This is a genomic window from Brevibacillus sp. SYP-B805 (assembly GCF_011059135.1).
Classification (GTDB): Bacteria; Bacillota; Bacilli; order Brevibacillales; family Brevibacillaceae; genus Brevibacillus_F.
Genome location: NZ_JAALGD010000006.1, coordinates 20,955 through 42,024, shown reverse-complemented (window position 1 = coordinate 42,024; position 21,070 = coordinate 20,955). Strand labels below are relative to the sequence as shown.

The 21,070-nt window shown below is 49.0% G+C and carries 13 protein-coding genes; all 13 read right to left on the bottom strand.

Going from position 1 to position 21,070, the window contains the following annotated elements:
* Positions 1-14 precede the first annotated feature (14 nt).
* Entirely contained in the window at positions 15-2,843 is a 2,829-nt protein-coding gene (locus G3578_RS09210) for a filamentous hemagglutinin (RefSeq protein ID WP_165211810.1), read from the bottom strand.
* A complete protein-coding gene (locus G3578_RS09205) occupies positions 2,828-3,442 on the bottom strand; it encodes a hypothetical protein (RefSeq protein ID WP_165211807.1) in 615 nt (204 codons plus the stop codon). Before G3578_RS09205 ends, G3578_RS09210 begins: the two co-directional genes overlap by 16 nt.
* 32 nt (positions 3,443-3,474) lie before the next feature.
* On the bottom strand, positions 3,475-3,966 hold the full coding sequence (locus tag G3578_RS09200) for a hypothetical protein (RefSeq protein ID WP_165211805.1): 492 nt from the start codon (positions 3,964-3,966) through the stop codon (positions 3,475-3,477).
* A gap of 126 nt (positions 3,967-4,092) precedes the next feature.
* Positions 4,093-5,322, bottom strand: coding sequence for a hypothetical protein (locus G3578_RS09195; protein ID WP_165211802.1), 1,230 nt, complete (start codon positions 5,320-5,322; stop codon positions 4,093-4,095).
* A gap of 120 nt (positions 5,323-5,442) precedes the next feature.
* A complete protein-coding gene (locus tag G3578_RS09190) occupies positions 5,443-6,273 on the bottom strand; it encodes a hypothetical protein (RefSeq protein ID WP_165211799.1) in 831 nt (276 codons plus the stop codon).
* 12 nt (positions 6,274-6,285) lie between these two features.
* On the bottom strand, positions 6,286-7,170 hold the full coding sequence (locus tag G3578_RS09185; RefSeq protein ID WP_241254544.1) for a cell adhesion protein: 885 nt from the start codon (positions 7,168-7,170) through the stop codon (positions 6,286-6,288).
* 239 nt (positions 7,171-7,409) lie between these two features.
* On the bottom strand, positions 7,410-11,588 hold the full coding sequence (locus G3578_RS09180; RefSeq protein ID WP_165211793.1) for a hypothetical protein: 4,179 nt from the start codon (positions 11,586-11,588) through the stop codon (positions 7,410-7,412).
* A gap of 27 nt (positions 11,589-11,615) precedes the next feature.
* On the bottom strand, positions 11,616-13,529 hold the full coding sequence (locus G3578_RS09175; RefSeq protein ID WP_165211790.1) for a DUF2460 domain-containing protein: 1,914 nt from the start codon (positions 13,527-13,529) through the stop codon (positions 11,616-11,618).
* 17 nt (positions 13,530-13,546) lie between these two features.
* A complete protein-coding gene (locus G3578_RS09170) occupies positions 13,547-15,013 on the bottom strand; it encodes a hypothetical protein (RefSeq protein WP_165211787.1) in 1,467 nt (488 codons plus the stop codon).
* 6 nt (positions 15,014-15,019) lie between these two features.
* Positions 15,020-17,095 carry a hypothetical protein gene (locus G3578_RS09165; protein ID WP_165211784.1) on the bottom strand — a complete coding sequence of 692 codons (2,076 nt, stop codon included), beginning with the start codon at positions 17,093-17,095 and terminating at the stop codon, positions 15,020-15,022.
* A gap of 12 nt (positions 17,096-17,107) precedes the next feature.
* Positions 17,108-17,488, bottom strand: a complete 381-nt coding sequence (locus tag G3578_RS09160) for a Low copy number virion structural protein (RefSeq protein ID WP_346773983.1) — start codon at positions 17,486-17,488, stop codon at positions 17,108-17,110.
* A gap of 106 nt (positions 17,489-17,594) precedes the next feature.
* Positions 17,595-18,020, bottom strand: a complete 426-nt coding sequence (locus tag G3578_RS09155; RefSeq protein ID WP_165211781.1) for a hypothetical protein — start codon at positions 18,018-18,020, stop codon at positions 17,595-17,597.
* Positions 18,017-21,070 carry a peptidoglycan DD-metalloendopeptidase family protein gene (locus G3578_RS09150; RefSeq protein WP_165211778.1) on the bottom strand — a complete coding sequence of 1,018 codons (3,054 nt, stop codon included), beginning with the start codon at positions 21,068-21,070 and terminating at the stop codon, positions 18,017-18,019. Before G3578_RS09150 ends, G3578_RS09155 begins: the two co-directional genes overlap by 4 nt.

Below are 21,070 nucleotides of genomic sequence, written 5' to 3'. Positions count from 1 at the left end.
GTATTGGAACGCCGTTATACAGGACTAGCTTTCGCACGTAAGTCGAATGTGCCACCTGTTTTAACGGATATGTCAGAACTTATTCTCACGAAGAATTTAGCGGAGGACCCTCTCGAGTAAGTACCGCTAAACGTGATTTCATTCGACCCGATAAACGGGGTCTCAGAGATGCTCAGTTCTACCGTCATCCCTGCCGCCACAGTAGCAGGATCAACCCAGACCTTCATGTTATTTACAGGGAAGTCGGCATTGTTCTGCAACCAGACAGCTTTCGGAAGGGAAGTCTGGCTCGCAACCAAGGTGCCGAAGTCAAGGTAGCGAAGGATTTGACCCGTGTTGTCCGTATAGTACTTCCCGAACTCATTCCTGAACCCAAGGATCGGAGGGTCGAGCGGACGTAATTTGGCGAGAACAGGGTAGCCACTGTTGTACTTCGCATCGAGTGTCCACACATTCGTGAAATCCCACCCTGCGGAAGCTTGATATGTCGAGGCGTGTTTCATCTCTGCTGTTGTCTTTCCGACTGCCCCGAAACTACCGTTTGCAGTTGGGTTTATGGTCCTATCAAAATAGTTTTCAGCCCATGCGGTTGGAGTTTCGAATGAGGTCTTTCCGTGTAAGAAACCATTCAGACCACTGGAAGCATACCCTTTACCATACGCTACGCACCGTCTGACAATGAAGTTTTGGTTGTACCTGTCTACGTAACCGCCAAACAACCCAACCTCTGTTCCATTAAGTTCGGCATTAGTAAAACAATCCTCGATCAAGGCTGTAAGACTGGATTCTGCGTATCCGAAGAAACCTGCCAATTTTCCGCCCGTATTCTCACCTTTTCCTGACGCATAGCACCTACGGATGATAGCGTTTCCTCCAACACCGTGTACGAAGCACCCCGCATAGTCGGTACTGGATACGGTGACATTTGATGAACAATCCTCAATTACAGCACCAGATACAGCCCTTGATACAAACCCTCCCACATACCTGCCTGTAATTTTACTTCCATTAAAGGAGTCAGTATGGCAGTTAGTAATGGTGGCGTTTTGCACAATACCGAAGGGTGAAGGAAAGCCCGCACCAGTGATGTTCGCATCAATGATGTCTAAGTTCTTAATCCACCCGCCGTAGATGAACCCGAACAAACCAACGTAATCAGAAGTTGTCCTGTAGATAAACAGGTTAGCTACACATCTCCCATTACCGTCTACATACGCCTTGAAGTACTGCTCCTTACCCACTAGGTCGAATCCCAGAGGGTAAAAGCCGTTACCTGTCTGATTGTTGACCATTTTTACATCATCTTCAAACTTGAAATAATAGCCATGTCTCCACCAACGCATCTGCTCTACATCACGTTCGGAGTTAATGATGAAAGGCTCTGCTAATGTTCCTTTACCATTTCTGTAACGAACGAACTGCCTATGCTCTGGGTAGCCTTCATTGTACTCGTCACCGTTCATGTACCAGTAAACTTTGAAGTTCCAGTTTGCATACGAGGCGGGATTCTTCATATCTGCGGTCGATAATCCAGTACCGCCGCCCGAATTAGCGTACATCTTGGATTTCTCCATGTCCCAATACGAGTTGTTCACTGACCAACCTGTACTGTCCCCGATAAGACCGTTCAGACCAGTCCTATCCTTAGCAACAGTAATGTCCTCAATTAACCCTGTAGAGTACAAAAAGTCCATGTAAACACCAGAGTAGTAGAAGGTGGTAGTTTTTCCTGCAATACCCCCCGCGATATTTCCCGCAGTTCTGACGTTACAGTTCAAGTTGTAACAATATTGGATAGCACAAAACTGACCATACGCTACGCCGCCGCCATATCGGGTGTCACCGTAGATGTAACCTACAAGACCACCCACCGTTCCTCCCTGCCCTGTCACAACACCGCCAATCACGTTGCAGTTGTACAGCTTCGAGTTGTAGCCGCCACCTAAAAAAGCACCAGTGAACGCTTTTTTGTTAGTCACGTTAGGGTCAATGAGTCGGAGGTTACGGATAGTACCACCTACTGAGTATCCAAATAACCCAGTGTAATCCTGATCGGCATTTATAAAAAGGCTCTTAATATAGTAGCCATCGCCATCATAGAGTCCTGTGAACGCCGCACTAGGAGTTCCAATAGGACTAAAACCTGCACCTGTCTGAAAGCTACCCATAACGATGTCCCTGTCTTGTCTGTACCAGGCACCGAGATTGTTTCTGACGTTATTCAGGTCAGCCTCGTTGGACACAATGTAAGGGTCTGCTTGCGTTCCCCCACCACCGGAGAAGTGGTCCACGTAGATATAAGTCTTTCCGTCCCGCTTCTCGTAGTATGGTCTGACACCGCCTGTCTCCTCTTTTGTTTTAATAAAAGTAAGCTCCGCGACACTATCTTCGTCCGCATCGCTTACCACATAAACATCAGAGTAGTCGTCGTAAGGGAGTTCGATGATCCCACTGATGTTTGAAGCACCGCGTACATATGCGAACTCACGAACAAAAGGAATCTCTGCACGTTGCTCAGCTTCCAGCACGTGTTTAACCCTGTCCCTGCTCACAACCTCAATTCCGCTTGGGTCAGCCGTATCGAAGATGATTCTGGAAGCGATTTTGTGTTCGTAGAAATGGTCAGCCAGATCTCTGTACTCCATGTAGAGCCTTTCTTCTTCTGGCGTAAGTTGGTATGTCGGGTCGTTCGCCTTCGCCATAATTGACTTGAACTCTTCCTCGATGTTCAACCACCCATTGGGCGTTAACACTTCAACTGGATACGGGTACAAAGTAAAAATGGACTTGTTGTTCTCGACGTCAATTTCAATCGTATAGTTACGGACTACTGAATTAGCCAATTCAACTCACCTCCCACGTTCGGTTCCAACGGAGCGTGAAACTCACTAACAACCAGTCCATTGACCCGAATTTGAAATTTTCCGTTGAGCTTGGTGTCAGCTACCAGTCTCAGGTTCATATAAGCTGGGGAATTAAACGGAATGTGACACAAGACCTTAAAGTTAAACTTAACGCCATGAACCTCTAACACAGACTTGTAACCGAAAGTGAACTGAGTAATTGACCCGTTTCCTGCAAACCCGCCCTGGGTATGAGGGTCATGGAAGCTCGCAAGTCTGGCGACAGCATCTTTGTAAGTAATCGGATCCCGGCTAAAAGTAGAAAAACCGCTTGTTAAGAAGAAGTCATTCTCTGACGTCGAGTAAATGAAATCGACTACTCGTCCGGAAATATTGAATCTTCCGTCAGCTTCATAGAACATTTTATGACCGTGACCGATCAAACCAAACCGAATCAACTTATCTTTCTGTAAAGAATAGAAGCTATTTTCCTCTTTCGTCACGAAGTCAAATTCGGCCAGGTGAGTACCGTCTACGTACTCACCCAACCAAATGAAATCTTGAGCAACAGGAGAATAGCCGTTAGTTTGTGAAAACATGATAGTCCCTCCATTGTATTGGATTAGGTTTATTAAACGTACTGATAAGCAACGCGGGTCAGGAAGTTTACGTTACCTGCCGTTGCCGTAGCAGGTACGTTTGCCTGTAATGTAACTTGTGCAAAGTTACCTTTAGAATTTGCGATTGAACCGTCATTAGCCACGCCCAGAATCTCCTTTGTGTTAGGAGAGTAAGTACCTGTCGCATTGACCGTGTTACCACCTGCTTGAATGGCTTTCGTGACCGATCCGCCGATTTTGGTAAAACCTGTCTCACCCATACTATCTACGCGTACCTCAATCCAGGTGTTGGTAACAAGCTCTCCCGTGTCGCCCCCTGCGCTATCCTTTGTGGTAATCGTACAGTTGGTCATTGTAGAGAGATCTGACGTACCTCCACGGTTATTCCAAATGAGAACTCCCAATGCGGGAGAGGTAGAACCTGCATCAATCGTCCCGATTTCCCATTTCGGGAGTGCCGTTACGTTATCCGTTTTATACCAAGAGACCGCTGGTGCTGGCATATTAGATACCTCCTCACAGAACGAATCTGTTTATTCACAACCCTTAGTATAGAACCGTCCTATATTTCCTTAACGCCAACCCTTTTTTACAATGAGAAAACCCTCCGCAGTGGGAGGGTTACTCATTTACAGAATCTTCTTGTACTTCACGAACAGCACGTCAGGTACGCCGTCAGGGTTCTGAGCGGCACCTTTCAACGTCTCAGGCGCGAAGTTGAAGCCTGTAATCTGGTTCTGAGCGTTGCGAGTGTACGCAAAGTTGATGCCGGGAGCTTGAGCCGCACCGTTGACGAACAACAGAACGCTCTTCTCCTTCGCTGGACCGTTAACAAGGGTGTAAGAAGTCTCGCCGCCAGTAGCTTCGTAAACTTCTTCCTCATCTTCGGCATCAATCTTGTCGAGACGGTCCTCGAAACTCTTGAACTGAGCATCAGCTACTTGCTCAATGTCGTTGAAACGTCCTTCAACGTCAGTAAACGTCTGGGCAGTGAAGTAACCGTTAGTCGTACTGACATCACGGGACCGCGCATTGTCAATCTCGGTTTCACGGTTCTTCAAGCGGAGTGCAAGGTCATCGAGGACATCTTGGACAGTAACGCCCGTGTAGTTCGTGTTAGGTACCACACCGACGATGTCAGCACCCTGGTTAGCCGCCGTGGACTTGATCGCATCGATAAAGTTATTGATACGCTCAAGCACAGAGACGCCGTAACCTTTGTCATCAGTCAGGTTCGAATTGCCGTCATTGTCAGCAGTACCCGTTGCACCATACAAGTCTTTCACCAACTGTTGGATATTCAGGTATGCTTTACTATCCGTAGCACCTTCAACAAAGGACCCGCCGCCATTGATAATTGCGTCTACAGGGATGACGGACATGTTCGTGCGCAGAACGAATTTATAGTCGATAGTCATACCTGCGGGCATCGTAAACGGCACGTCATCATCGCTGTAGAAGCTCAGAGTAAACGTAGGGGTAGGTCCAGCATTTTGGGTAATCTTACCGTAAACAACATCACCGTTGCTGTCGTAAACAGGCGTATCAGCAGTGTTGCCTTGACGGAGAATGACTCTCTGGGACAGAACAACGCCTTCCGAAGTGTTAGAGCCATCAGAGATTGCGTAACCGCTGATAACAGAGGTTACGTCAACGGACGATGCACCACCTACAGCAACATCATTGACTTGTACGAACACGTCAACTTTCGTATCTTCCAAGATTTCGCGGTGTGCGCGCCAATTGATGTCTACTTTATTCTCGTTAATCTTGTTGTTCACATCAAAGTGGGTATCGCGCATCAGTCCGTTTTTAAGCTGTTCACCGCGAAACTTAGCAATACCTCTCGTTCCTGCCATGCCAATTCAGCTCCTTTCTCATCCTGAAATAAGCAGGGAAGCCTCCCCGCTCTAATAGAGTAGAACGGAGAGGCTCCTCCTTAACACCGCTGTAGCAGCAGGATAAAATGGAATGGTCCATCAAACATTTATCACCACTTCAACCGTAACATCCTCCAACCCTGTCCCCAACTGCAACACATTGACTCGGAAATGGTCATTGGGTTGGACATCGGGTATCCCAATAACGGGCTGAGCGGCGGCCGTTCGGGTAGACTTCTCCCCCGCGTCCAAAATGAGGTTGTGGGAGAAGATATTCTGCCAACCAAAAGGAGCAGGCGAAAGGCCATCAAAGTCATCCTGGGAGATTTTTTCTACAGCAAGCTCAGTAGGGGTTGAGCCTGGGACTCTGCACGATGCGTAGACACCGGCAATCGTGCCCTTGAATGGGAACCTAATCTCCACTTTTTGGACGCCAGGCTTTACCTTGCTCGGGATAACATAGACAATAACCTTCTGACTCACTTCAGCCAGGTTCTGTTGTATGTGATCCAACCTCTGGTCAAGGCTACCGAAATCGGAATCGGTTTCAAGGAGCTTTCGCGCCTTCATGATCTCCTCTTCCAACTTGGCGAGTCGATAACGGTCAACACTCGACCCAACGCCACCAGTTGAACGGAACCAGTTACGGATATGAATTTCATCACCTTCCTCCAACTGAACAGGCAAACCGGTTGCGGGGTCACGCAAGTCAAGGCGAATGGTGTACGCATCAATCTCTTCATATCCTCCGCCGCTTGCAAGCCACTGGCCGTTAAGGTGTACATCCAGCTGATTCATCCCTACTTCGTAAGCGTGGTCCAGTGTGATATACAGGTCATGCCCTTCAGGTCCGACAACTATCACTTGGTCAACAAAATCCTGTTCCTTTGACCCGTACCTATTTAGTATCATCTTTGTACCTTTTGCCACATCGACCACCTCCTACAGATGTGTGATATCCAATATGAAATCCGCAGGGTCTAACTGGAAGATCGGCTCTAAACGAGTAACCTTTACCCAAATGTATTTCCCTTCTTGCGGTGCCAGGTCTCCGATGTTAATGGTGTCAGCGAACTCCCCGGGCAGCCCGCCGACATCAGGAGCGACATCCACCCACTCGTACCCGAACTCATTAAGATACTGCATGACAGAAACCTTAATGTCCTGAGCGTATGTTGCAGTCGTTGGATTTCTCACTTCCATTTGAACGAGGATCTGATTGTCGTACATAGTACCCAAGTACGTTGAGCTGTCGATACGAAGTTCCTTCCCGTTCCACCACACTTCAAGATCTGTTCCCAAAACAAATACGTCTCCGCCATACATTACTGTGGGACCGATGCTTGATAGGAACGCGTTGCCGACACCAAAGACCCGAATCATGCCAGTGAACGGGATTGTCGGAAGTTCAAACTCAACGCCAGAGTGTTCGGGAGGGACAACGAGCGACTTCACTTCATATCCGTTCTCATCACAGAGATAGACAGTGTACCCAGGCCCGAGATTTCCGACACTTACCTTCTTACCCCGGCACAGAATCACACGGTCCAGTCTTAACGGTTCGTATCCGTCCTCATAAGGATTCTTGAGAATAATCCCCGCCTTCGTAGCATCAAGGAACGCTGCATCAAATAATTCGTACCCGCTCCCTCTATCGGCAGAGAACTCCCATCTGCTTCCTATTTTATGTGCCCGCCACTGGCTGTACTCTTTCGTGGTCGTGTCCAGGCTCTCAAGAAACTCCAACTTGAAGTATCCATCTTTCCAGACAATGATCCCGCCCTCGTCTCCTGCCTTCGCCGGTATGTAGTCTGCCGTTACTTGCATCAGAAGTTCGCGCTCCTGCGGCAAATCAAACAGAACCATTGTGTCCGAGTCAGAGTGCGCCATTACTAACTGGCTGACGGTCGGAATCGGCGTAGGCTCCGCAGGTGTTGAACCTGGTGGATACTGTACATCTAAATAAACCGCAGAGCTAGGTGACAATTGCCACCTAGCATGTAATTCTGCGAATGTATCATCAAAGATCAGACCGCTTTGCTTGCGATAAAGCCCCATTTTCTCACCTACCTTGTTTTCTTCCAGTTCCACGGACTCCAAGAAGCTAACTTACCCATCATGAGCCAAACCTTGCCAGGGTAAGGAATCGGCGTTGGCGGTGTCGGGTTTGATGGGGGCGGATACTCTGGCGGCGGTGATGTCGGCGGCGTGCCGGTAGCCGCTCTATCCTTATCAATAACCCCTTTAAGAACCTGCTTCATGCGGCTCGCATGCTCCTGCTCATCCAATTTCGCTTGAAGGATTTTCCTGGAACGACTTGCCGTTTCTCCTTCTTCGAGACGAGCTTTAAGTACCTGTCTAACCCTGCTCGCCGCATCACCAAAATGAAACCGGGCCTTGTACCTGTTAACCAACCTACTGGCAGGTGTGAGCAGTTCAATAATCGCTCCCTCTTCGGACTTGATATTCTCCAGCCATTGAAGGTTACGATCATCCACTGCGTCAGCATTTTCCCCACTAACCATAGAATAACCAATATTCCCAATATTCGCTTCACGGTTCAGGTAGGTGGTAGTGTACATTTCTTTATCGTTATCGCTCACAAACGCTCCTTCGTACGTATCGGTGATTGAATAAGATTCCTGGACGGCCACATCAGCTTCCATCGAGATGAACCTCAGATTTCCTCCCCCGCCCAATCCCTCCGCAATTGAATCGATCGAGATTGATGATCGGCTGTATACCTCCCATCGGAACCTATCATTCACTTCGACATCTGTTTGGGAAAGGAACAAAGAGGTAAGCTCAGGTGTTTCAACAACCCCTTCGTTCGTACCCCCAGTAAAGTTAGACAACTTAGCGTACTCGACCGCCACGTCTACGCCCTTGTCGCTAACTGTGGAGAGGTAAGTGTAGATTACCGCTCCCTCCCTAAACGCATCAATTGAGTCAATCAGAGACGGCCGGATGACCTCCCCGTCCATTGGACTGCCGAGCAACGATGTCAGCAATGGGAACTGCATATCCCCTTCAATAAATGTCGAGATGAACGAAGTCCGTACAGGAAACTTCTCTACGCCTTCAAATGAACCCCCGATAATGAACGCAAGGGCTGGAACTTCCACACCACCTTCAACAGAACCCCCTTTGAGCAAGGCAAGCTCATGGGTTTCCACGCCCCCATCAAGCGATCTCCCAATAAATGAAGCGATACCTGGGGATTCTGCCACTCCTTCAAAAGAGGCTCCAATAAACGAAGCGAGTTCAGGAACTTCCGTAACTTCTTCAAAGCAGATCCCCAAATTTGAAGCAACAACAGGAGATTCCACGCTCCCTTCAAGAGCTGTGCCAATGAACGAAGCGGAAATCGGAGACTCAGGCTCACCTTCAAAGGAGATCTCACCGGGTACAGCGTGGGAAAGAAGCTCTGTCTTACCCTCGAGGGAAATCGCAGTGAGCGAAGCCAGTTCATCCGTTTCCCAAACACCTCCTGCAGCTGGAGAAAAGAATGAAGCGGCAGACAGAAGCTCTGTAACTCCTTCGGTAAGAGTTGCAGTAGATAGAGCAAAAACCGGAAACTCCGTAGCAGCTGCAAAATCGGGACTTATCGTCGAAGCGAGCAGTGGAAACTCTGTTGCCCCTTCAATAACTGAGCCAATGTACGAGTACAAATCAGGAAGCTCTTCCACCCCTTCAAACGATGGTGCTCGCGACGAGCCAAGAACGGGAGTCTCCCAAACGCCGTCAAAAGAACCACCGATGAGTGAAGCTAGTACAGGAATTTCCGTAAAGCCCTCAACGATCGAACCAACGAATGATGACAAAACCGGCAATTCCACGATACCTTCCACGGATTGGCCCGTCTTCACAGCAGGTGAAGGTACGTAACCTTCAGCATCGAAGGACGATTCGGTATTGACAGCAAATGGAGGATGTTCGATCACAGCCTCGCTGGTTTTACTGATGAACTCGAACATCTGAGCGTACTCAACAGTACCTTCCACATTCGTATCGACAAATGTAAACATTGGATGAGATTCGACTGTCGATTCGACACTCCGATTGGTGTGCTTGGCAATCATGCTTAACTTTTCTGTCGCAGTCTCACTGAACGTACTCCGGTTCACAGCAAATTGAGGAAAATCCTCAACCGCTTCCAGTCCGTCTGAACGGTACACCTGTCCCTGGAACCCAACGTCCTCTACTGACTCGCACTCTCTCAAAAATACGAACGCCTCTAACATAGGCTCCTCGGTGGCCTTTTCGTAGCTGTTAAAACTTATCGCAAGGTCAACTGCGTCATCTATCTCAGCCTCAAAATCCATACTCATGAACACGGTTACCGTTGGTTCCAAGAGTTCTGCGTCAAAAGAAGGACTAGCGGAGGAGGTTGACCATCCGATCGTGAATACTTCCGTTTCATAGCTGTCCTCTACGGACACAGCCCGCTCCCACTCATCTGTGTGCGCCAAGTTTACTGAACCAATATTACGGGATGTTTTTGGACGCTCGACAAAGAGTTCATCATAAGTTTGAGCATGGTTCATACTGAAAATGGCATGATTGAGCAAAGGCACACCATCCGTATAAAGCTGGACATGGTCAGTAGTGTGGACAACCAAACCGTCCTCATCAAGCCGCATAGCTGCCGGACCAATACCCGAAACTACGGAAAGCAGTACCTCATCTTGCCTGCCAGAATCCAAAAGAAATTCAATTTCGACCTGCTCGTCTGTATCAACGAAATGCGCTGTCCCTTGGTAAGAAAGTCGTATCCCATTTATGGAAGCAACATCCCCGCCCATTCCAAGCGATTGCGTGATGAAATCGAATGAGCCGCCAGTTTCCGAAACAAGATAATCGTCCGAATCAACATCGAATTGTCTCTGGCTAACCGTGGACAATACAGGGAACGCTGACATACTCTCCCCGCTGCGGCCTAACTCAGCGAGACGGTACTGAATCTCATCTCTTACAGAGGTTCCAAAGGCAATCTCCATAAGGCGTAGCATCGACTTAATGTCAGGGTCGGACTCTGCGATTGTTTCAAACATCTCGAGGTAATCAACACTCACATCGGACTTCCCATTTTCCCCTTCGGTCAAGGTCAGGGAAATGAAGTCTGTATGGATTTCGACAGAAGCCAATCTCACTTCTTCGATGGCTCGACATTCGACGCCTGTTGAAAGAACTCCTAATACCTGTTTCTCCGTCTCAGCTACGAATGATGTGTCAACCAAACTGCCAGACCCTAACCTATCCGTTAATGCTGCACCATCTACAGTCGTAAATCCACTTACTCCATCTCCTGCAACCGTTGATTCAAGAACCGGCTCTGATACAACGCCTGCTTCAAGTTCGTGCGAAACGTCAAGTACTCGGCTGGTTTCTCCCCTCAAGAATTGCTGCAGTTCAACATTAACCCCCGTCTCGCCTAGATACCCCTCAACTTCAAACACGCTATTCTTCACGTTTTCTACTGCTTCGGTGAATTGCACACCGAGGTCCTTTACGTTCTCTTTTATAACCGCGCCGACTAAATCGGTGATATCACCGACATCAGGCAGTATTTCAGAAAGGAATAATCGAAGTGCCTCAGCAGACTTTCCCACAATGGAATATCCGTCAGCAAACAACCGATGAATGACATCATCTGTTGTCAACTCAATAACGCTCTGAACATAAGAGAATGGCGTAACGTCAGCATTCTCTGCACGATATACCTTGTCCGCACTGCTTACCCGCTCCACAAAAATATGGTCGCTGACGCTAATAGCTGTAACGTCACGCTCAACATGTACTTTGTCGGTAACGAGAACCACTTCCCCGTCCTCACCAGTAAACCTTATTACAGTGCCATTAAGTTTAACCAGGGAAGCGGTAATATCGTAAATAGGTTCCCAATCCTGTGAATCGCCCGCCCTAATTCCTGAGAAGGACTTGTAAACTTCCCCAAGCAAAGAGATAACGATCTGCTTGAAGTCAGACACTTCTTTAGGCGTGTCTGCTTCTGCGACAGCCTCCCCGCCAAAGAGCATTTGCTCAACCAAACTGTAGCCTTTCGTCTTTCTGGCTTCACGCATCGCTTGCTCGATCGTACTGCTAAAGGTACTCCAGACGGGGAAGGAGAGATGCCATTTCTGGTCTACTGTCTGCTCGTAGTTATGAATGTTGAAGGATAAATGATACCCCTTCTCAGAAAAAAGAAGGGCGGTGAATGTCAAAAGGTACTGTTTACCTTTCATCTCACCGCCATCCCCTTTCATTTATGGTTACGGAGTTGGTGTCAACGGAGCCAAGGTTTTCGTCTCCTTCAAGATCGCCAACCCAATCGGAGCGTAAGGCACACCATCTTCCAACTGCCACGGTGATACTTCGGTGTCAGGCAGCGTAAAGCGGTAAACCTGCTTAAACACATACTCGGCGTGAATGATAGCACCCGCAGGTGGAGCCGTGTTGAACGTGATTGCCTTCGTCTCATAATCGAAGGTGAAGTCGGTCGTCTGAACGCAATTGACTTCAACAACCAACTTAATCGGCTGGGCAGTAAACGGATTCGCCGTGAAGTCCGTTCCGTCTGGGTAAGACGGGGAGTGCGTCAGCCAGAACACCTTTCGGGAACCGTCCCCTACCCCAATCTCCTCCTTCAATGGGTTGTTTTCTCTGTACTCGATTTCAAGCTCATCAAGCTGAGCGATATTCTTCGGATGAACGGCGAACACGTCATCGAGCGTACCTACAAACCCGTCATTGGGATGAACAATGTAGAACGGACTAATGTGGTATTTCCCGCTGTAGACCGAAGGATTGAGGCGAGCTTCGCCGTTGTCAATCGCTTTGTCGTGTGTGATGAACGCCATGTAATGCCTGTTGTAGTTCACACCGCCATAGGTTTGTTGCAACTGAATACCATCATTACCGCCGGTTGTGTTCGGTCCGTAGTCCACAATGTAGTAACCAATCTTCATGCCCTTAGCATAGGTCGGGATGTCTTGTTTCCGCGTACCTGCCGCGATTACAAGATTCCGTCTCGGAGAGTTTTTCGTCGTACGCAGACGACCGATATACAACGGAGCAAAGTAAGTCTCTTCTGGTCCTACGGATGGGTCTGGGCGCATGAACAGGATAATCCTGTCCTTGTTAATGTTCCCCCAGTAGAAAATACCCGAATCCCGCCGCCAAGTATTGCTAACATTGTCCAAAGGAGTAACGGACAGCGTCGTAGGGAAGGACGGTCTCAGGAAGTAGAGTGTCGAATACACTGCCTTAAACACACTCTTAATGTCATTCGGATCGAAGTTGCGGCCCGCCTCAAGGTCTCCCAGGTCAATCACGCCGTCCAACTCAGTGCCCGTAAGAATCTTGATATACTCGACGCGCACATCGACACCCGGGGCAGGAGCCGTATGGAAGTGAATGGTCTTCGTTGCAGGGTTAAACGTATAGCTTCCACCGTCAGCCGCCGCGCCCTCTTTTTGCTTGATGCCGTTCAGATAAACGGTCACGCCCTTAATCTGGTAGGTGGTGTTAATGACATAATCCGTAGTGATCCCATCGCCATCCGGAAGGACGGACTCGTTATCTTCGTCGTTCGGGTCAAAAGACGGAACGACCAGACGCTCCAAACGGACATCATCGAAGGTGAAGAACCCAAGACGCTTTACCGGTTTTGGCGCAATCGGAGACGGGATATATGTCGCCCGTAACGCTTCTCCCGTTTGCGGAATGTAAGCAGAGCCAGCGTTGAATACCAACGTGCCCTCATCGTAGTTGATTGTGTACTCTGTCGATGGGACCTCGACCTCCGTTCCGTCAGCCCGGTAGATGTAAACAAATACCGAGTCCCTCAAGACAGGGAACACCTTAAAGGTAAAGGAGCTGTTCACTCCATCAATCGCTCCTTGAAGAACGGCCAACGAAGAATGACGAGAGATTGTGTCCTCTGTATTAAGGACGGAACCGCCGTTCTTGTCTCCCCCGTACCCGAACACCATCCCGAAATACCGGATCTGCTTGTCGCTGCCGACAGAACGAAAGATGCGAACATCAGCAAAACGGTCCTCTGTGGTGCCCCTTGGCTTTCTCCACACACGGTACTTGATATACAACCCCCAACCGTTCTCCCGAAAGTCTTTCGTCAGGTAGTCGGGCAGTTCTTGCATTGTCGAGAGCTTATCAATGAACATCTATTCTCACCTCTCCATTAGTTGACCAGGTTACCGTCTTTATCTTCGACATGGGAGAAGATCCCGACCCCCGCAGGACGGAACGGAGTACCAGGTCTCTTGGTTAACGGGCTAACCCCATCCACAACTGCGTAACGGTACACATCGTAACGCGGGTCAGCACAATTCCCGTCTTGACGAACTCTCAACTTCTGAGCGTTGAAGTTGATAGCGGGTAGAGCGAGAACCTTCGTCAGCGATCCCCGAACGCCCTCTTCCGGATGCACGACATAAATCTTCGAGGTATGAACCTTCCCGGTGTAAAGGGACGGATTAAACTGGTACTTGTAAATGTCCGTCTGGAAGTTTGACGTCGCTCTCGGATAGTCTTTTGAACCGTTGGAACGTGAAGGCGGCATGTTGTTTGACGGAGCGTTCCAAGACAAATAGTACGCCTGATAACGGGCGCCTTGTTTGGACCGGCTCAACATCACCTGTTCAATTCCGTTAGCGGGATATGCAGGATAGTTTTTCATCACTGGGAAAATTGGGTCAAACTTAATCGCCTCATCGTCATAGTTGAAAGTAGACACGTCAAGTACCCCAGGAGGAACGCTGCCTGCAAACATGGCACACGCTTTGTCGTTCGGGTCAAATGGGTCCAACCTTCCGAAATAGAACGGGATGGATGGCACCTTGTTCAACTCAAATGCAGGTACGTTATCAGATTGCATAATCAGGAACACGGTCTCCGAATCTACATATCCGCGAACAGAGATTTCTGAATCGTACCACCAGTTCGTGTTGTACACGTTCATTTTGAGTGCTTCGTTGTAGAAGTCCTCCAAACTGGAGAGTCGAAAACCTGCGGGAACGATCGGGGACTGCATCCGATAAGGGTCATACCCATCGGGCTTGACTCGCCATGTTTGAATCCCGTCGACAGGCACCCACTCTGTACCAGTAATCTCGATGTCGAGAGCGCAATTTGTCAGACCAGTTTCACTACTTTGGGTCCAACTGAGAACAAGGTTGCCCTCTGCATCAAGTTTTGTCTCCAAACCTTTCAAGTCCTCAAGGACATAGAAGTATAAAGTACCCCTCTTTTGGAAACCGTTGGAACGGTCAGCCGCCCACTTCCCGAACTCTACCATCGAGTTATGCGGCTGTGATGCTACAGGAATCAGCCCGTACTCTTCTGTCCAGTAAGCAAGCGTAGCAACTCCAAAATAGGTTTTGTCAGCAGCGGAAGCCGCGCCACTTTCAAAAATAAAATGCTCCCCGACAGCGATTGACATAAAGGAATTAGGGTCAGGAATACCGCCGTATGCGCCAGGAGCAAACTGGCTAGGGATACAAACTTTGTTAAAGTTCACTTTCAGCGTCCATCCAAACTTCATCAGGATGTTGGCAAGGTCACTGGCAAAAAACGCCTCCCTAACCTTGTACACGCCGCCGGAAGGATTTTCGTTGTTGATGTTCAACATCGTATCAACGTAAGGCATACCCTGTCACACCTCTCTTTTTTGTGTCACCTGTAACTTGGACTTCTTCACTCCAACACCCGCAGGTCTGTATGGGGTTCCTGGCCGCTTTGTCAGAGGAGAAGCACCTTCAATCAGGCAGAAGTAGTAACGCCATTTGTCATTGGAACATAGAACTTCTTCTATTTCCAACTCATCTCCATTTAGTATAGACAGGGGGTTGCATAGTATCACGTTCCTCAAAGTTCCGTGCACCCCGTCCTCCGGGTGTACGAGATACGCTTTCGAGACATGCACCCTGTCATCGTAGCTGGACGCATTGAACTTGTAACGGTAAGCATCGGAATTGAACTGATTCCAGGCTCTCGGATGCTTGTCTCCACTTTCAGCGCTCTCCCTTTCAGGAGGTATTAAGTTAGAGGGAGTATTCCAAGAGACGAAGTACTCTTGATAGTACGCGCCGAATTTTGTACGCTTCACTTGGACAGTATCCACACCGTTACTAGGGAACGCGGGATAGCCGGAGACGCTGCTTCCACTCTTCTTCTTAAAAATCGGGAAAATCGTCTCTCTAAATCGGGTCCTCGACGGGTTGTCGAAATCAAAGCTTCCCTTATCAGGAGCATACCCTGCGAACAGACAGCACTCATAAGGTCCTTGCTTGACAGAACTGGTAACCGTAACCTCCAGCCATACGCGGGCTGCAATCGGAGAAAAAGCGTTTACAGACGGGTCAGACTGCGTGTAAATATTGAGAATGGTCTTTCCCGCCACGTCTTGCAGAGCAAACTCGCCGGCATAGTAAGCCTGGGCTTTCTCTTCCACAGGCGATTCCTGTACGCCTGAACGAACGCCAATCTGCTTTGCTCCATCAATGCCTACATAGACGAATTCTGTTGTTAAATCCATGTCCCCCGAAACCCAAATCTTTACTGTAGCACTCTGAACCGGCAAGGATGACACAATGGTCGAAATCTCGGTTGCCCCGCCAGGAGCAAGATCCACCTTAAAATGACGGGTAAACGTCTCCGTCTGATTCAATCCATCTCCAACCAAATCAAACTGCCCCATATAAATGGGAATGGAGGGGACTGCATTGTCTTGTCCCTTCATTGGGGCAGTATCGGAGTTAAGCACAAGAAATGCAGTATCCGCGTCAATGCAGCCAAGCACCTTAATGATGCTGTCATTCCACCAGTTTGTCATCTTGTAGTCGATGTCACCACGAAGCACCCACTGCTCCAGTGTGGGTCTGCGGTGGTTCGCTTCGACAATTGGTCCTTGCAGGTTATGGTCCGCATACTCCTGGGTAATGCGGTGAACGATGTCGCCATGTTCGTCAGTGACCCAGGCAGTCGTATAAACCTCCATATCAAGCGCGGCACGCTTCACTTCATCCTCCGTATCCGACTCGCTACCGATGATGTGGGTATATACACGGGGTTTTTCGGCAGAAAAGTCTTCCATCTGGTAGAGGTACAGCGTATGTGCCTCCATATACTTCGACTTTATTTCCGTTTGAAGGGTATCGAACATCGAATAATCCTGCGGCTCCAAATCCGATTCCCACGTCCACGTTCTATAACCTGTCGGCGGTATAAAGAACGGCAAGCTGTCTGGGTACCCTTCGAGATGCCGAATCTTCTTTTGCAGCTTTCCTACCCGCGCGATACCGAAAAGATTCCCGCTCGCGTTTCTCAGTATCAGATGATTCGCATAACAAACCGTCAGTAAATAATCCGGCTTGCCTGCAAGGGCGCTTGTCCAACAGGTGATCGTTACTGGTGAACCAATCGATGCTCCGTTATCCGCCCCATGAAACCACAACGTAACCGAATGGTCTGTCTCCTCCTGCCTGGAGACGGTCGCCCCAGGGCTTCCATCGGTGTAGAGATGGTAGGCGTTAACCGCGCTCTTTGGAATTGTAATGGCCGATTCCTGTGTGTCACTTGTTAAGGTGACAGAATAGACTTTCGGTTCCGTAAATTCTTTAGGGAAAGCGAGCCGATCAATCCGGTCGACGACCTCCCACCCCGCCATGGAAAACTGATTAGCGAGTGCGTCTAGCAGATTCCCCTCCGTAAATTGATTGTCGATCCACAACACGCTAATCACCTACCTTAAAAACTGATAGTTCCACCAAACAAACTTTGCTTTACCGCCGTTGTTTACGAACTCAAAGGTTAGCTTACTGCCTGCACGAACCGGAATCACTGCCAGGAAAAACATTCCCTCAGGGACATTCTTGGTGTACACTGTCTCACAGATGATGTCTCCGTCCAGGTAAACATTCCAGTAGTCCTTCGGTTCATAAACCGAGCACCCCACCGCCACCGACAATAACTCCCCGTCAATAGGAATGGGAGTATCTTTACGATAACTTCCCATAACCGAAACTTGAAGAGTATCGCCTTTAATAAACGGCTTCACCTTTGTAGGCATAAACGGAGGGTCTAACCGACCACCTGCCAGGTAGCCAATTCCAAACCCGGACACTCCAATCACCACCTAGATCTCTGATAGGCTCTCTGCGACTTTGTCAGCCCATCTTGAAATTTCGCCCCGTGTACTTCTTGGCGGCACTCGCAGCACCCCTGTTGGTTTACAGTGAAAGAGGCTCACCGCTCAGTCTGTGCACACTCGTAGATTCGAGTAAGCCCCGTTTATCATAGTTTAGACTGATGCTATAAATGGCTACTGCCTCGTTCTGGGGATTTTTCGCCGTCAGCTTAACTTCGGTCAATGCCCAAGCACTGCCGGTCTGAGGGTGATACCCAAACATTGGCTCCCATTCAACCACCCAATTGCTCTCATATACCATCGTGGCTTTGGATAGCATGACCCGATAAGTGTCGTTTGGTTGGTTACGTTCGAGGATGACGGAAGGTATGCCGCTGAACGGGTCAAACAGAGACGAGGTACCGCCCCCGTCCCCACCTTCCCGAACCGCATCCCCTGCGATTGATGCTTTTCGAATCTCTTGCCTGATGAGGTCAAGTATCGGAAATATCAGGTTATCGTTGATCATGAACCAATCACCGCCCCGCTGTTTATCCAGGTCAGGTCAAGGATTTGAGAATAACCACCCTCGACGCTGTAGGATGTTCGGATTCCCTTGATCGTGAAATATCCCCTGGTTGCTGTGTTGGGACTGTAAATGTAAATGAGGTCCAAAATGTCTAACGCAGGGTTTCCAGGAATAACAACCTGCATCGTTCTGCACAGGCGTTTCAAGTCCCAGAACATCCGTCTGGCCACGTCAGCCTTCTGTTTTTTCGTTCGCGCCCACGGCACGTTTACAACAGCCGACCGAACTTCACCTTTCAACTCCGCAAGAATCTCAGGGTCTATGAAGTTCTCATACTGCCCCTGGTCATCATAAATAACAAGGTGGCTCCGACCTCTTGAGAAGTCGATACTCTTGCCTACCATGACAAGGTTCTCATTCTCGGTAAAGTAAGCAACGCAGTTTCCTGTGTACCTGATTTTCTCCAATCGGTAGGTTCCGTACCTATCGCAGTACGAGCGATAGTTCGTATCTTGCATCAGTTCACGGATGCAATCGTTTATCTTGTATTTGTAAGACTCGAATCTCGTCGGAGGTTGAACGAAGGGATTCAACCACCCGTTTACAGTCGGAATTGACTCGATGTCCTTCTCGATAAACTGCCCTTCTTTGTCAGGAGCCGCAACAATAACCTTGCCTGTAGCTTGACTCGCTTCAATCAGGTACGACTCTTCAATGACCACATCAGGATAGGCTAAATCCTCGGAAGTCACCCTCCATCCGATGAGTCCGGCTTTGTCTACCAGGTCGTGTACGATGGCGGATTTCAGCCACAGCTTACTGGCCTTCGCTTTCTCAGTGTAATCCTCGAAAGACGGGGTAACGCCGCCTCCCGTTGTCGTGAAGTACTGTGTAGTATACACGGGGTTGTTCGGAATCATCTGCGAGTAGGCTTCCCACACATTGTCCACCCAAACTGGACTGGAGTTGTAACGATAAGCTGTTCCTTTGTCTCCGCCTTTTTGCAAATAAGCAATTGCTTCTCTCGTTATAGGTCTGTCCCCTAACGCTTCCCGGATACGCTTTGCCACGTAGTAGCATTGACGGTCGATCCCTGCCGCCCACGACTCCGCGTTGTTAGGACCGTACACTCCGTACCCACAAATGTATCCACCGGATTCTTCTCTCCCCGCTCCCGTAGTTCCCATCTGGGTTTCAGCTTGAGCAATGGCCAAGATCAGCTTGTAATCAATGCCAAACTGCTGACCATACTGCTGTGCCTTGTACACAATCTTCCTTGTTCTGTCCAGGCTTTCGTAGTCGGTCTTGTTCGGGGAAACGTCTACAATTTGCTCATGCCCCAAGTCCCGCGGATAAGTCAAATCTTCGGTAAGCACCTTCTCCATAATCCGCTTGTACATATTTCGGCAGGTAACGGTGATGGTCGAATCGTTGGAGTTAATATCAACCTTATCGATCAACCCGGTGAACACCCGCATCATATTTACCCCATATCCGAGATAGACTCGGATCGGGGTGTTTTCACTGAGAACTCCGATGGTCGCACCGTTTATCTGATAGGAGAACGGGGTTTCCATATAATTCTCAGGAAAAAGAGCAGGGTTGTAATCAGGACTATAGAATCCGTCTGGATTAGCAAGAACTAAGGTCAGCTCTGAAGCTTCCTGCTCGAAATTCTCATTCATATTGATGCTGACGACGTTATCCAGCGTCAACGTATCCATATAAACGAATGAGCCGACTTGAATATCAACGGTTTCCCTGCGGGTATTCAGCATAATGTCAGACACTTCTTCCTCCACCCAGTAACCCAAGCCATTTTCCTTGTTTAGTCCTGCCGTTAGGTTGGAGAACTCCGACACTTCAGAAACTTCCTGTATTTTGAAGCTGTGCAGCAGGAACGTCATTGGTGTTGAACCATTCCAGTACACCTCGAAGCGAATGGTAGTGTTCCCCCTGCCAGGAATGTACTTGTCACCTGTGGAGATGATTTTCCCTACTCCCTGACCGGACGTGAACCGCACCAGCGTCTTGCCGTCTACCTTGACTCTGAACGCTCCGTTCCCGCTCATATCCGACGAGAAATCAGTAACCAGAACAACAGGGGTGGACAATGTCAAAGTGACATCGAATCCCCAGACTGCCCCGCCCGCCGTATCATCGGAAGGTTTAAAATCAAATCTCAGCGCGGGGTCACTTGGTACGGTCGTCTTGTCTATTGTCGTGATATATTGGAGTCCAGGGTCAGCTTTATACTGAGATTTTTGATACCAGTTAGCGGAGTCGAAAGCCTCAGTCAGCACGATTGCGCCTTTAACAACATCAACATTTCCCTCCTCCACCACCGAACCGGTATTGGTTGAATCGTTGTACATCTTCTTCGCCCCGGAAAGGTATGGGTACGGGTCAATGTCCTTGCCGTCAACCCAAATTTCAAAATGAAGATGTGCCCCATAACCTTTCGCGCGAAGCGAGTCAGGGTCGTCATAACTCCCCGTTATCTCCTTCCCGCTCGACATAACATGACCCGAGTTGCCACTCAGCCCGATAACCTGTCCCTGCTGTACTTTCTGCCCAACCTGACATTTCACATAACGAAGATGAAAGTATTTGGTCACAACCCCATTCGCGTGCTGAATTTGGACTTGGATACCTGCGGGTTGCTGAACAGCTTTTGGTCCATCATCGACTTTTATAACGGTTCCCGACCAAGCCGCTACAACGGGAGTCTCCATCGGACATGCGATATCAATTCCCCGATGGGTCGGTCGGTCCTTTGTTCTCCAATGAGAAGATACATCGCTCAAACTGTACCCCACGACAGGGAAAGCCATGTCCTGCGCGTTGGCAACGGTCTCTCCGCTCTCAATCCAACGCCGTTCGATCGATTTCACCTCTTGAACGGAACCGGTAATGAAGCTCAACTGTTCGGTTCTACCCGGGATAAAAGCCAACCTGTCAACCTCTACCCTGCAGACAGGTTTATCTTGGACACCGAGCTTCAACTTCTCCCTGACGGCACGCTCGAACTCTTTGTTTAGAAATTGCAC

What these genes read in the sequence shown, in the direction of transcription:
- G3578_RS09205 (WP_165211807.1), bottom strand. Translation starts at nt 3,442, where the DNA reads ATGTTTTCACAAACTAACGGCTATTCTCCTGTTGCTCAAGATTTCATT.
- G3578_RS09200 (WP_165211805.1), bottom strand. Translation starts at nt 3,966, where the DNA reads ATGCCAGCACCAGCGGTCTCTTGGTATAAAACGGATAACGTAACGGCA.
- G3578_RS09195 (WP_165211802.1), bottom strand. Translation starts at nt 5,322, where the DNA reads ATGGCAGGAACGAGAGGTATTGCTAAGTTTCGCGGTGAACAGCTTAAA.
- G3578_RS09185 (WP_241254544.1), bottom strand. Translation starts at nt 7,170, where the DNA reads ATGCAAGTAACGGCAGACTACATACCGGCGAAGGCAGGAGACGAGGGC.
- G3578_RS09180 (WP_165211793.1), bottom strand. Translation starts at nt 11,588, where the DNA reads ATGAAAGGTAAACAGTACCTTTTGACATTCACCGCCCTTCTTTTTTCT.
- G3578_RS09175 (WP_165211790.1), bottom strand. Translation starts at nt 13,529, where the DNA reads ATGTTCATTGATAAGCTCTCGACAATGCAAGAACTGCCCGACTACCTG.
- G3578_RS09170 (WP_165211787.1), bottom strand. Translation starts at nt 15,013, where the DNA reads ATGCCTTACGTTGATACGATGTTGAACATCAACAACGAAAATCCTTCC.
- G3578_RS09155 (WP_165211781.1), bottom strand. Translation starts at nt 18,020, where the DNA reads ATGATCAACGATAACCTGATATTTCCGATACTTGACCTCATCAGGCAA.